10 protein-coding genes and 1 pseudogene are annotated in these 13341 nt (G+C 72.2%); 3 read left to right on the top strand and 8 right to left on the bottom strand.

From position 1 onward, the window contains the following. Nucleotides 1–304: 304 nt before the first annotated feature. The 4 genes from M1P99_RS17500 to M1P99_RS17485 all read right to left on the bottom strand — a co-directional run bounded on the left by M1P99_RS17500 (nucleotide 305) and on the right by M1P99_RS17485 (nucleotide 4745). Nucleotides 305–1348 (bottom strand): LacI family DNA-binding transcriptional regulator, encoded by a 1044-nt coding sequence (locus tag M1P99_RS17500; RefSeq protein WP_304453681.1) that lies wholly within the window; start codon nucleotides 1346–1348, stop codon nucleotides 305–307. 153 nt (nucleotides 1349–1501) lie between these two features. Next, on the bottom strand, nucleotides 1502–2842 hold the full coding sequence (locus M1P99_RS17495; RefSeq protein WP_304453680.1) for an extracellular solute-binding protein: 1341 nt from the start codon (nucleotides 2840–2842) through the stop codon (nucleotides 1502–1504). 35 nt (nucleotides 2843–2877) lie between these two features. Beyond that, nucleotides 2878–3828: a carbohydrate ABC transporter permease gene (locus M1P99_RS17490; RefSeq protein ID WP_304453679.1), complete on the bottom strand. Its 951-nt coding sequence runs from the start codon at nucleotides 3826–3828 to the stop codon at nucleotides 2878–2880. A 5-nt stretch (nucleotides 3829–3833) separates the two neighbouring features. Further along, a complete protein-coding gene (locus M1P99_RS17485) occupies nucleotides 3834–4745 on the bottom strand; it encodes a carbohydrate ABC transporter permease (RefSeq protein ID WP_304453678.1) in 912 nt (303 codons plus the stop codon). 266 nt (nucleotides 4746–5011) lie between these two features. Between M1P99_RS17485 and M1P99_RS17480 the strand changes: the two genes are divergently transcribed. Then, on the top strand, nucleotides 5012–5992 hold the full coding sequence (locus M1P99_RS17480) for a hydroxyacid dehydrogenase (protein ID WP_304453677.1): 981 nt from the start codon (nucleotides 5012–5014) through the stop codon (nucleotides 5990–5992). Then, on the top strand, nucleotides 5989–7893 hold the full coding sequence (locus tag M1P99_RS17475; protein ID WP_304453676.1) for a DUF2264 domain-containing protein: 1905 nt from the start codon (nucleotides 5989–5991) through the stop codon (nucleotides 7891–7893). The genes M1P99_RS17480 and M1P99_RS17475 overlap by 4 nt, the downstream gene beginning before the upstream one ends. A gap of 67 nt (nucleotides 7894–7960) precedes the next feature. Here M1P99_RS17475 and M1P99_RS17470 read toward each other — a convergent pair whose 3' ends face one another. The 4 genes and pseudogenes from M1P99_RS17470 to M1P99_RS17455 all read right to left on the bottom strand — a co-directional run. Next, complete coding sequence (locus M1P99_RS17470; RefSeq protein ID WP_304453675.1) at nucleotides 7961–9370, bottom strand: FAD-binding oxidoreductase; 1410 nt, start codon at nucleotides 9368–9370, stop codon at nucleotides 7961–7963. A 188-nt stretch (nucleotides 9371–9558) separates the two neighbouring features. After that, nucleotides 9559–10215 carry an aldo/keto reductase gene (locus M1P99_RS17465; protein ID WP_304455733.1) on the bottom strand — a complete coding sequence of 219 codons (657 nt, stop codon included), beginning with the start codon at nucleotides 10213–10215 and terminating at the stop codon, nucleotides 9559–9561. Between the two features lie 134 nt (nucleotides 10216–10349). Then, complete coding sequence (locus tag M1P99_RS17460) at nucleotides 10350–11831, bottom strand: SulP family inorganic anion transporter (RefSeq protein ID WP_304453674.1); 1482 nt, start codon at nucleotides 11829–11831, stop codon at nucleotides 10350–10352. 455 nt (nucleotides 11832–12286) lie between these two features. Further along, nucleotides 12287–12649, bottom strand: a pseudogene (locus tag M1P99_RS17455) (hypothetical protein); the annotation flags it as partial. 80 nt (nucleotides 12650–12729) lie between these two features. On the opposite strand from M1P99_RS17455, the gene M1P99_RS17450 reads away from it, so the two are divergent. Next, entirely contained in the window at nucleotides 12730–13245 is a 516-nt protein-coding gene (locus M1P99_RS17450; RefSeq protein ID WP_304453673.1) for an LURP-one-related/scramblase family protein, read from the top strand. The last annotated feature ends 96 nt before the right edge of the window (nucleotides 13246–13341 follow it).

Genomic DNA, 13341 nt, shown 5'->3' with positions numbered 1-13341 from the left:
CTGAAGCCCAACGATCCCGCCCGCCGCAACCCCAGGGGGTTGAAAGCGAGCGGTTCGGCCCGTGGGGTCCACAGGGGGTTGAAGGTGAGCGGTCCAGGCTGCCCGCGCCACAGGGGGTCTATCCGGGCCAAAGCGAGGAAGGACTGCGCCGCAGGCGTCCGTTAAGGGTGGTGGTGGGCGACGGCGCGGGCACGAGCGGAGGCCCAAAGAAGGCGCGGCGAGGGCGCCGACGGGTCCTGGAGTGCTTGGAGGTGGGGTTCGTGAGGAACGAGCGGGCCACACCGGAAAGCGCGAAGGCCCCGTCTCAAAGGCGCCCGAGCACCGGCGTGCTCTCCCGCAGGACCACGTGGCCGCGCAGGCGGACCACCCTGGGTCCGGTGTCGACGGGCTCGGCCACCAGGTCCAGGGCCGCGCGCCCGGCCTCGGGCCAGGGCAGGCGGACCGTGGTCAGGGCCGGGGAGACGTCCCGCAGGGCGGGGACGTCGTCGATGCCGGCGACGGCCATGTCGCCCGGAAGGTCCACGCCCGCCTCACGCAGGCGCGCGATGGCGCCGACGGCGACCGCGTCGCTGATCGCGAAGACCAGCTGGGTGGGTGCGCGTCGGCGCAGGCACTCGCCGGCCGCGGCGTAGCCTCCGTCGCGGTCGAACCCGCAGTGGATGACGCGGTTCTCCCCGACCTCGATCCCGCGTTCGGCCAGGGCCGCCCGGAACCCGGCCACCCGGTCGTGGGCGGTGCGCGCCTGGGCGGGGCCCGCGAGGACGGTGAACTCGCGGTAGCCGAGGTCGGCGAGCTGCGCGGCCAGGTCGGCGCCGGCCGCGCGGTTGCCCACGGCGACGGTGTCGAAGGGCAGCCCCTCCTCGCTGATGGCCACGACCCGGCCCCCCTCGCCTTCGAACAGGGTCAGTTCGTCGACCAGGCGCGCGTCCCACGCACCGGCCGTCACCGAGCGCCCGCCCGCCAGGATGATCGCGCGCGGGCGCTGGGCCCGCAGCGAGGCCACGACCCGGGTGGCCTGCTCGGGGCTGTTGCGGCTGGAGATCATAGTGACCATGCGGTCGTCGGCCTCGGCGGCGTGCAGGACGCCGGAGGCCACGGGTGAGAAATAGTCGTCGTTGATCCCGTTGACGACCAGGGCGACGTGCTCGCCCCGGCCCCGGGCCACCGCCTGGGCGGCGGAGTTGACGATGTAGCCGAGCTCGGCCGCGGCCGCCAGGACCCGCCTTCGCAGCTCGGGCCGCACGTTGCGGGTGCTGCCGTTGAGGGCCCGTGAGGCCGTCGCGTGGGACACCTCGGCCCGCCGCGCGACGTCGGCCAGGGTGGCCCGGCCGTTCGAGCCCTTCGCCACTGCTTCCCCTCTCGTTCCGGTTGTCCCGCGCCGGGGGCGCCGGAGCCGTGGACCCGGCGCCCGTTCCGCGGCGTGTTCCGTGGCCACCCGTGCCGACCGCGCCGGAAGCCCGCCCGGCACGGGTGGCCCCCACGGAACACGCCCCGACCGGCCTCAGTCGATCTGGAATCCCTGCGACTCACCGTACGAGCGCAGTTCCTCGCCCCAGGCCTCCACTCCGGCCTGGATGGAGCCCGCTTCCTCGATCTCCGGTCCGACGCTGTCGCCGAAGACCGAGTTCGCGTACACCTGGTAGGGAAGGTACTGCCAACCGTCCGCGACCCCGTCGGAGGCGGCCACGAGGACCTCGTTGGCCTGCTGGCCGCCGAAGTAGTCGTACTCGGCCGCGAGGTAGTCGGGGTCCTCCAGCACGGACGTCTGCGCGGGGAAGGATCCGGCCGCGACCTGGGCGTCCAGGGAGGCCTCGTTCGTGGAGAACCACTCCAGGAAGCCCATCGCCAGGGCGGTGTTCTCCGAACCGCTGACGACGGAGAATCCCGATCCGCCGTTCTCCGCGTTCTCCGGGGCGGCCTCGTCCCAGACGGGTGCGGGCGCGACGCGGAAGTCACCGGCGTTGTCGGTGAGAGTGTTGGAGATGTTCCCGAGCGCCCAGGCCCCGGTGATCCAGGTGGCGAGGGAGCCGTCGCCCAGCGCCCGCCACCACTCGTCGGTCCATCCGGGCTGGGAGGCGGCGAGGTCGCGCTCGACCAGGTCGCTCCAGTAGGCGGTGACGCGCTGGGTGCCCTCGTCGGTGAAGTCGACCGTTCCGGCCTCCCCGTCGAACTGGAACGGGCGTCCGCCGCCCTGCCAGATGAGGCTGTCCACCCCTCCGGCGTCACCGGGGTCGATCGAGGCGATGTGGGCGCCGCTGTCCTCCTGGATCAGCTCCGCGGCCTCGGCGAACTCCTCCCAGGTCGCGGGGATCTCCGCGCCCGCGTCCTCGAAGACCTGCTGGTTGTAGATCATCACCAGCGGCCCGGTGTTGTTGGGCAGGCCGTAGGTGCCCTCGCCGTAGGACATCTGCTCCCACGAGGAGGCGGTGAACTCCGGCTCCAGCGAGTCCAGGCCCCATGCGCCGACCGGCACCAACTGCTCGGAGAGCGCGAGCTGGGGCAGGGCGAAGTACTCGACCATGGCGAGGTCGGGGACGTTCTCCCCCGCGCTGATCGCGTTCTGCAGCGCGGTGTACTGGTCGGCGGACTGCCCGGCGTTGACGAGTTCCACGCTGACCTGCGGGTGCTCCTCCTCGAAGGCGGCGACCGCGTCGTCGAACTTGGTGCTCCAGGTCCACAGGGTCAGTTCGCCGCCCTCCTCCAGGGCGGCCTGGATCTCGGCGGAGCGGTCGGTGGAGCCGGCCTCGTCGTCCTGCGCGCCGCCCCCGCCACAGCCGGTGGCGAGGAGGACGGCGCAGCAGGCCGCCGCGGGGACTTTCAGGCTCGTGGGGGGTGTGCGCATGGTGCATCCCTTGTCGTGGTGCGGACTCTGTGGACTCACTGCTTGACGCTTCCGGCGGCCAGACCCGACTGCCAGTAGCGCTGAAGGAAGAGGAAGGAGACGATCAGCGGAACGATCGCCAGGAGGGAGCCGGTCAGGACCACGTTGTAGACCGGTTCGAGGTTGGCCCCCGTGGTCACCTGGCTGTTGAGCTGGTTCAGCCCGACGGTGAGGGGGTAGAGCGTGGGATCGCTGAGCATGATCAGCGGGAGGAAGTAGTTGTTCCAGGTGTGGACGAGGTTGAAGAGCAGGACGGTGGCCACGCCCGGGGCGAGCAGCCGGAACGCGACCCGCCAGAACGTGGTCCAGGCGCCGGCGCCGTCGATCCGGGCCGCCTCCAGCAGCGAGTCCGGCACGGAGTCGGCGGCGTAGACGGTCATGAGGTAGAGGCCGAAGGGGCTGACCAGGGCCGGGATGATGATCGCCAGGCGGGTGTCGGTGATCCCGAGTTCGGCGAAGAGCAGGAACGTGGGGATGGCCAGGGCGGTGGCGGGGATGGTGATCGCGCCGAAGACGACGGCGCGGACCGCGCGCTTGCCCGGGAAGTCGAACTTGGCCAGGGCGTAGCCGCCCAGGGCGCAGATGAGGGTGGCCCCCACGGCGCCGGCGACCGAGTACAGGGCCGTGTTGAACAGCCAGGTCAGGTAGATGCCGTCCTGGTAGGTGACCGTGGTGACGATGTTGTCCCACAGGGCGAACTCGGAACCGAACCAGAGCCCGTTGGAGGTGAACAGCTCGCCGTTGGTCTTGGTCGAGTTGACGGCGAGCCAGTACAGCGGCAGCAGGGTGTACAGGACCATCAGCGCCATCACCGCCTGGAGGAGGAGGCTGGTCCGGCGGCGGCTCCGGCGCCACCTGGTGCGGGCGGGCGCGGAGGGCCGGCCGCCGCCCCGCGGGGGCTCGGTGCGTGCGGCCGCGGGCGGCCGGGGTTCGGTGGTCGCGCTCATCGACCTCATCGCCTGTTCCCCCGTTCGGTCAGCCGCTGGGCGACGTAGGCCACGATCACGGTGATCGCGCCGAGCAGGACGGCCACGGCGGCGGAGTAGGTCACCTGGTTGGCGTTGAAGGCCAGCTGGTAGGCGTACATGTTCGGTGTGTAGTAGGTGCTGATGGCCGCGGGTGCCAGGGACTGGAGCACGTTGGGCTCGTTGAACAGCTGGAAGCTGCCGATGATCGAGAACAGCGTCGCGACCCACAGGGCGGGCCGCAGCGCGGGGATCTTGATGCTCAGCGCGACGCGGACCTCGCCCGCCCCGTCGATGGCGGCGGCCTCGTAGAGCTCCTCGGGTACGGCCCGCAGCGCCGCGTAGAGGATCAGCATGTTGTAGCCGACGAACTCCCAGGTCACGACGTTGCCGATGGCGGCGAGGACCCAGGTGGAGGACAGCGGGCTCGGCAGGGCCGCTCCGGTCGCCTCGTTGAGCTGGGCGACCAGGCCGAACCGGTCGCCGTACATGAACCCCCACATCAGGGCGGCGACGACGGAGGGGACGGCGTAGGGCATGAAGATGCCGATGCGCATGAAGCGCATGGCGCGCACCCGCCCGGAGTCCAGGATCAGCGCGGCCAGGAGGGCGAGGCCGATCATGATCGGGACCTGGACGCCCAGGAAGAGCGCGACCCGGGAAAGCCCTTCCAGGAACCTGGCGTCGGTGAGGGCCTCGGCGTAGTTGCCCAGACCGACGAAGGACCGTCCTCCGATGAGCTGGTCGCGGAACAGGCTCAGCCCGCTCGCGTACACCAGCGGGGCGACGATGCCGACGGTGAAGACGACCAGGAAGGGGGTGACGAAGACCAGGCCGGTCCAGTCACGGCGCCGGCGCCGGGCCGGGTGCCGCAGGGCCGCCGGTGGGGCTGTGCTCATCCGCTCCTCTTTCGCATGGGGCTGTGGTCCTCCTTCGCCCTGGTGTAGCCTCAGTCACACGGAATGCGCTTTCCAAAGTAGATGTGACCCAGGCCACGGTCAAGGCCGGGGCACGAAATCGTCAGGAAGAAGCAGGAGGCCCCGTGCGGAACGGCGTGGTCCAGGCGAGTGGAGGCGGTGCGATGGGCATCGGCGAGGACACTGACGAACGGCGCGGCGGCGCGCCCGAAGCGAGGACGAAACGGCGGCCGAGAACGCTGCTGTGCATGGACGACCGGACCTTCGGCCTGCAGTTCCCGACACCGATCCTGGCCCGACTGACAGAGTCGGCACAGGTGGGGGACCCCGTGCGGGTGCGAACGCTGGACAGCGCGGAGGCCCGCGCCGGGCTCGCCGACTGCGAGGTGCTCCTGACGTCCTGGGGCTGCCCGCCCGTCACCGGCCGGGTCCTGGACTCCGCTCCGCACCTGCGGGCGATCATCCACGCGGCGGGGAGCGTGCGCGGTCACGTGTCCCTGGAGACCTTCGACCGCGGCATCCTGGTGACCACGGCGGCGGCGGCCAACGCGGTTCCGGTCGCGGAGTACGCCCTCGCCATGATCCTGGCGGCCGGAAAGCGCGTTCCGTTCCTGGCGCGCCAAGCCCGCTCCTTCCGGTCCGACTGGTCCTACGCCTCGTCCCACGGAGACCTGTCCAACCGCGGGCGGACGGTGTGCCTGGTCGGGTGGTCGCGGACCGGCCGGCTGCTGGGAACGCTCCTGCGGCCGTTCGACATCGAGGTCCTGGTGGTCGACCCGCACGCCGACGCCGACGACGTCGCCGGCCAGGGCGGGCGGCTGACCACGGCGGCGGACGCCTTCCCCCGGTGCGACGTCCTGAGTCTGCACGCGCCGATGCTGCCCTCCACACGGAACATGATCGACGCCGCCGCGCTGGCGCTGCTGCCGGACGGCGCGACCCTGCTCAACACGGCGCGCGGCGGGCTCGTGGACACCGGTGCGCTGGAACGCGAGTGCCGGACGGGGCGCCTGTACGCGATCCTCGACGTGACCGAGCCCGAGCCCCTGCCCGACACCAGCGACCTCTACGACTGCGAGAACGTCCTCATCACCCCGCACGTCGCCGGCTCGCTGGGGCCGGAGACCGAGCGGATGTCCCTGGCCGCGCTGGAGGAGCTCGACCGGTACCGGTCCGGCCGACCGCCGCTGGACGAGGTCACCCGGAGCGCGTTCGGGGTGATGGCTTGAGCGGACACGAGCTGCGGCTTCCCCCCGAGGACCGGGACCTGTCCCCCTACACCGGCTGGACCCGGCGGCACTGGTCGGCGGTGGCCGAGCACCTGCTGCTGTCGGTGCGCCCGCATGTGTCCCCCGGCCTGGCCCGCATCGACCTGCCCGGCCCCACCAGCGCCTACGGGCGCGACAGCGACGGCCTGGAGGGCTACGCCCGCACGTTCCTGCTCGCCGCGTTCCTCGTCGCCGGCCAGGACGGGGACGATCCGCACGGCTTCCTCGACCGGTACCGCGCCGGGCTGCTCGCGGGGACAGATCCCGGCGGGTCCGAGCGCTGGCCCCGCCCCGACGAACTCGACCAGGCCAAGGTCGAGGCCGCCTCGGTCGCGCTCGGCCTCATGCTCACCCGCCCCTGGCTCTGGGACCGGCTCTCCCCCGCCGAGCAGGGACGGGTGACCGCCTGGATGTCCACGGTGATCGGGGAGTCCTACCCGCCGATCAACTGGGTGTGGTTCCAGATCGTGGTCGAGGAGTTCCTGAGGTCGGTCGGCGGCCCCTGGGACGCGGCCGACATCGACCGCGGCCTGGCCGTCCACGCGGGTCTGCGCCGCGAGGACGGCTGGCTCTCCGACGGCCCCGAACGCGCCTACGACCACTACTGCGGCTGGGCGCTGCACTTCTACCCGCTGGTGTGGTCCGCGCTCTCCGCCGATCCCCCGGCACCCGACCTGCGCGACCGGTGGCGCGCTGACCTGCGGCGCTACCTGGACGACCACGTCCGGCTGATCGGCGCCGACGGCGGCCCGCTTTTCCAGGGGCGCAGTCTGACCTACCGGATGGCGGCCGCGGCGCCCCTGTGGGTCGGGGCCTGGTCCGGTGCCACCGACCTGTCGCCCGGTCTGCTCCGCCGGGCCGCCTCCGGAGTGCTGCGGCACTTCACCGACCACGGCGTCCCGGACTCCGGCGGCCTGCTGACGCTGGGCTGGCACGGGCCGTGGCCGGGCATGCGCCAGTCCTACTCCGGTGCCGGTTCGCCCTACTGGGCGGCCAAGGGCTTCTTCGGGCTGCTGCTGCCCGAGGACCACCCGGTGTGGACCGCGCGGGAGCGGCCCCTGCCGGTCGAGGAGGGCGACGTCCGCGCGGTGGTGCGGGCGCCCGGCTGGATCGTCAGCGGCACCGCGGCCGACGGCGTGGTCCGCGTGGTCAACCACGGCACCGACCACGGCACCGAGGGGCGGCCGACCGGGGACTCGCCCCTCTACGCGCGTCTGGGGTACTCGACCGCCACCGCGCCCCCGCTGGTGGGGCCGACCGTCGGCTCTCCCCTGGACAACAGCGTCGTGGTGCTGGACACCGAGGGCAGGGCGACCCACCGCACCGGGTTCCGCGCGCTGGGCGTGCACGACGACGGCACGGCCGCGGTCGGGCACTCCCGGTGGAGGGCCCACTGGGTCGCGGTCGAGGAGGACGCGGCGCCCGACCACGGCTCGGGGCGGCGCGGCGCCACCCGGCCGGGGCCGCTGCTCGACGTGTGGTCGGCCGTGCGCGGCGCGGACGAGGTGCGCGTCGTACGCGTGGGCCCCGAGCCGGCACCCGGACCGGACGGCGCCTGGCGGCTGCGCGTCGGCGGCTGGCCGGTGGTCCCCGGCGGTGCCCTGGTCTCGACGGTGGAGGTCCTGGCCTCCGACCGTCCGGGGCGCAACGGCGTCGAGGAGTTGGCGGAGGCCGCTCCGCTGGGTCCGGCGACGACCGTGCCCTGGGCCGTCGTGAGGGCGGCCCCCGGGAGCGCGGTGGCGTGCCTGGTCCGGCTCTCCGCCGCTCCCGGGAGCGGCCGGGGCCCGCGGCCGCGGGTCGGGATCGGCACCGACGGCGCTGTCGTGACCTGGGCGGACGGAGCCACGACCCGGATCGGTTGAGCGACGGCCACGCGGACGCGGGACGACCGGGTGGGGCCGCCGCGTCAGCGGGCGGTCCCCTCGGTTCTCATCCGGCCGGGGCCGGCGGGATGTTCTGGTTGAGGTGGAACACGTTGTCGGGATCGACCGAGCGCTTGATCGCGGCGAGCCGGTCGTACTTGGCCTGCCCGTAGGCGGCGCGGACGCGCTCGATCCCCTCCTCCATGAGGAAGTTGACGTAGGCACCGGACTCGTGGGGCGCCAGGTCGGACCAGAAGCCGCGGGCCCAGGCGCGCTCCTGCGCGAAGCCCTCCTCGGTCGCGCAGGTCGCGTTGATGTTGAAGGTGTGGCCCGACGATCGCCCGGAGAACGCGGTCTCCTCCTCCCCGACGCGGGCCAGCGCGCCGCCGCGCTGGAAGATCGGGAAGGCGGTCAGCGGCGAGGTGAAGCTGGTCGCGCGGTCCGCGGTCAGGTCGATCACCTCGTCGGTGAGCACGTCGACGTCCCTGGACTTGAAGTAGTACCAGCGGCCGTGGGGGAAGGAGGGGTCGAACATGGCCTGGAACCGGGTGAAGGGCTGGGGCGCGCACAGGTCGAGGACGGGCGGCCCGAACCGGCGCAGCGCGGCGAGGAAGCGCTCGCCCGCGTCGATCGGACCCGCCCAGCAGCAGACGACCATGACGACGGGGGCGCCCCACAGTTCGGCCGGAAGGTAGTCCACCGCCGGGGCGCGGCGGTGCACGATCGCGGTGGTGAGGTCGTCGGGTGCCTCGTCGATCCAGTCGCGGTAGAAGCGCATGAGACGGGCGGAGTCGGCCATCCGCCACACCACGGGACCGGCCAGCACGATGGGGCCGACCGGGTTGAGCCGGAACTCGAACTCGGTGACGATGCCGAAGTTGCCCCCGCCGCCGCGCACGGCCCAGAACAGCTCGGAGTTCTCCGTGGCGTCGGCGCGGACGACCTCGCCGCCGGCCGTCACCATCTCCACCGCGGTGAGCTGGTCGACGGTGAGCCCGTACTTGCGCATGAGCCAGCCGATGCCGCCGCCCAGGGTGAGCCCGGCCAGGCCGGTGTGGGTGACGATGCCGGCGGGCACCGCCAGCCCGAAGAGCTGGGTTGCGGTGTCGAGTTCACCGATGAGCACCCCGGCCTGGACCCGGGCCGTCCGGGTGTCGGGGTCCACGCGCAGCCCCCGCATCCCGGACAGGTCGATCACGACGCCGCCCTCGCTCAGCGACTGGCCGGGGAAGCTGTGGCCGCCGCTGCGGACGGCGACCTCCATCCCCAGGCCCGTGGCGAACCGCAGCGCCTCGACGACGTCGGCGGTGTCGGTGCAGTAGGCGATCAGGGCGGGCCGGCGGTCGATGGACCCGTTCCAGACCCGGCGCCCCTCCTCGTAGCCGGGGTCCTCGGGGCCCAGGAGGCGGCCGTGGAAGGTTCGCCTCAGGGACCGCAGGTCGGTCGGTGCGATGTTGGTGTGCGCTGCGACGTTCATCGTCCATCCCCCGTACAGGGCGACGCACCGCCCCGGGACAGGCGGTGTCCACTGTGTCCACTGTAGGCACACGGGACCACACGGAAGTGACTCAGGCCACATTTGGCCACGAGCGAGGCCAGAAACCGGCCCATCCGACGGGTCGCCGTCGCCGATCCCCCGGTGCGTGGGGGCGGGCTGCGCCCGGGTCAGCGCTCGCTGTCGAGCATGGCCATCTGCGGCGCCGCGTAGCGCTCCCCGGCCGCCGAGCCGGGCGGGACCGCCCGTTCGATCGCGGCCAGGTCGGCCGCCGACAGGGAGAGCTCTCCGCCGGCCAGGGACTCGGCCAGGCGGTCGCGGCGACGGGCGCCCACCACAGGCACGATGTCCTCGCCCCGGGAGAGCACCCAGGCGACGGCGACCTGGGCGACGGTGGCGCCCAGCGGCTCGGCGACCGCCCGCAGCGCCTCGACCAGGCGCAGGTTGGCGGCGAGGTTCTCGCCCTGGAAGCGGGGGCTGAAGCCGCGGAAGTCCCCGGCGGACAGGTCGCGCTGCGGACTCCAGTGGCCCGAGAGCAGGCCGCGGGAGAGGACCCCGTAGGCGGTGACCGCGGTACCCAGTTCGCGCGCGGCGGGCAGGATGCGGTCCTCCACACCGCGCGAGAGGAGGGAGTACTCGATCTGCAGGTCCGCGATGGGGTGCACGGCGGCCGCCCTTCGCAGGGTCTCGGCACCGACCTCGGACAGCCCGATGTGGCGGACGTACCCGGCTTCGACGAGTTCGGCGATGGCGCCGACGGTGTCCTCGATGGGCACGTCGGGGTTGAGGCGGGCGGGCCGGTAGATGTCGACGTGGTCGGTGCCCAGGCGCCGATAACACGAGCCGTGCGGCCCCTCCGCAGCCGCCGGTGGTCCGAGCGGGGCCGGACACTCGCCGCGTGGGCGGCCCCGGACACACGAACGGCCCGCCGGACCGACGGGCCGTTCGCGGGGGCCGCGGCTCAGTGGCCGCCGTTGAGGGTCCCCGTCAGCTCCTGGTGCAGCGAGGCACTCGGCTCGTTGAGGCCGATGATCTCGACCTCGACATCGTGCTTGCGGAAGTGCTCGGCGACGTGGTCCAGGGCGGCCACCGCGGAGGAGTCCCACACGTGCGCCTCGGACATGTCCACCACGGCCTTGTTCAGGCCCTTCTCGGCGTAGTCGAACCGGCCGATCAGCTCATTGGTGGAGGCGAAGAACAGCTCACCGTGGACCGTGTACACCCGCGTACCGCCCTCGGGGTCGAGCACGCTCGTCACGTCGGCCTGGGTGGCGGCCTTGCGGGCGAAGGAGACCATCGAGACGATCACGCCGACGATCACGCCCAGGGCCAGGTTGTGGGTGGCCACCACGACCGCCACCGTGACGACCATGACCAGAGTCTCCGACCAGGGCATGCGCCGGATGGTCCTGGGGGCGATGCTGTGCCAGTCGAAGGTCACGATCGCGACGAAGAACATCACCGCGACCAGGGCGGCGATCGGGATCATCCCGACGATGTCGCCCAGCCCCACGCACAGGATCAGCAGGAACACCCCGGCCAGGAAGGTCGAGATCCGGGTGCGGGCGCCGGACTTGACGTTGATCATGGTCTGGCCGATCATCGCGCAGCCGGCCATGCCGCCGAAGAAGCCGACCAGCACGTTGGCGATGCCCTGACCGCGCGCCTCGCGGGCGTGGTTCGAGGAGGTCTCGGTCTGGTCGTCGACGACCTTGGCGGTCATCAGCGACTCCATCAGCCCCACCAGCGACAGCGTCACCGCGTACGGCGCGATCAGCGTCAGCGTGTCCAGGGTGAAGGGCACGTCCGGGATCAGGGGGACGGGGAAGGCGTCGGGCAGGTCGCCCATGTCCCCGACCGTGCGGGCGTTGATGCCCATCCCGATCGCTGCGACGGTCAGCACCACGATCGCCACCAACGGCGCCGGGACCGCCTTGGTCAGGTACGGCAGGCCGAAGATGATGACCAGGCCGATCGCGACCATGGCGTAGATCGGAACGCCGACCCCGGCCAGGTGCGGCAGCTGGGCCATGAAGATCAGGATGGCCAGGGCGTTGATGAACCCGGTCATCACGCTGGGCGGCACGAACCGCATCAGCTTGGCCACGCCCAGCAGCCCGAGCCCGACCTGGATGAGTCCGGCCAGGATCGTGGCGGCGATGAGGTAGTCGACGCCGTACTCGATGGACAGCGGCGCCGCGACCAGGGCCATGGCGCCGGTGGCGGCGGAGATCATCGCGGGGCGACCGCCCAGGAACGCGATGGACACGGCCATCACGAAGGAGGCGTACAGGCCCACGCGCGGGTCGACCCCGGCGATGAGGGAGAACGCGATGGCCTCGGGGATGAGCGCCAGTGCGACGACCAGCCCGGCCAGGACGTCGGCGCGGATCTGGGCGGGGGCGGGAACGCGGGACTTCAGCGACCCTCGTCGGGTCTTCACCGGCAGATTCAACGAGAACCCATCTGGTTTCGGGCAGCCCACAGCGAGGGCCGCGGTGATCAGGTCAGGTGTGACGGCGACGGCGCGCGGACAACAGGCGTGCCCTGCGCTCGGGCGGTGCGTGTGTCGGTCCCGGAGCGGCACCGGAGGTGCCCCGGGGCGCGGCCGCGTCGCCGCGGCCCGACCGTGTCCGTCGCGAACGGCCGGGAGGAACGGGGTGTCGCCGCGTGGGATGGCCACGGGCGCCAACGGGTTGAACTTTACCGTTACGTGAGAGTTGGTGTCACGCTGCGCGACTGAGACAACTCTCACAAGCCCTGGCCTGGATCCGTTTTTCCTGACAAGAGTCGTATTCGCGACCCCAGCCGTCCCGACCCGATGATGACCCACCGTGACGCATGTGGACCCATCCCTCGGATGTTCACACTCTCGGTCCACGATCGGGTAGCGCGGCCCTAGTCCCGCGCCGGAGGCCCACCCGCTTCCTCCCCGTTCTTCGGGTCTTCCTCGTCGTCGGGCACCGGTGTGCCCTGGTGTGAACGCGGCCGCGGGCGGCGGGCGAACAGGACGGCGACGGCCACGACCGCGCACAGCAGCGCCAGGCCCATGAGCCCGGGCCGGTAGGACCCCGCCCACTGGTGGGCCAGCGACAGCAGGATGGGGCCGACCGCCGTCGAGGCGACCACGACCGACTGGGTCAGGCCGCGCAGGGAGCCGAGGTTGGCGGTCCCGAAGTAGTAGGGCGGCGCGGCACCCAGTCCGGCGACCGTCTGCGCCAGGAAGTTGGTGGCGGCCTGGGTCACGGTGAGCCCTTGTTCGCGGGGTCCCCCGATCCCCGGACCGAACGGAGCAGTGCGCCCTCTGGCGGCGGAGCGAACCGGTGCTCTAGCTTCGGGTCATGAAATTCCTCGTACGCGAACGCGTCTTCGACATCGGTGACGACTTCTGGGTGACCGACGAGCAGGGGAACCGGGTCTACCTCGTCGACGGCAAGGCCATGCGCCTGCGCACGACCTTCGAGCTCAGGACCCCCGACGGCACCGAGCTCATGACGATCCGCAAGAAGCTGTTCAAGGTGCGCGACCAGATGCGGATCGAGCGGGACGGGGACACCGTGGCCACGGTCCGCAAGCGCCTGGTCAACCCGCTGCGCGACAAGCTGCTGGTGGACGTGGCCGACGGCCCGGACTGGGAGGTCACCGGCGACTTCCTGGGCAAGGAGTTCGTCATCGGCGACGAACACGGCACGGTCGCCGTCGTCTCACGGAAGTGGTTCCGGGTCCGCGACACCTACGCGGTCGACGTCAACACGCACCGCGGCGACATCGGCGGGGACCCCGCGCTGGTCATCAGTGTCGCCGTCGCGGTCGACGCCCTGACCGGGGACGAGGGCGGGGAGGAGGACGAGGACTGACCCGCGGCCGCCCCGGAGGAGGCCCACGCGCCGATGGCGGAGGGGGTGGGCAACGGCGAGACCGCCGTGCGGATCGCGGCCGCGCAGAACGCCGTG

The sequence above is a fragment of the Nocardiopsis sp. YSL2 genome (genome assembly GCF_030555055.1).
Lineage (GTDB): Bacteria > Actinomycetota > Actinomycetes > Streptosporangiales > Streptosporangiaceae > Nocardiopsis.
The sequence above is the reverse complement of the archived record's forward strand: the minus strand, read 5'-3'. Positions and strand labels throughout refer to the sequence as shown.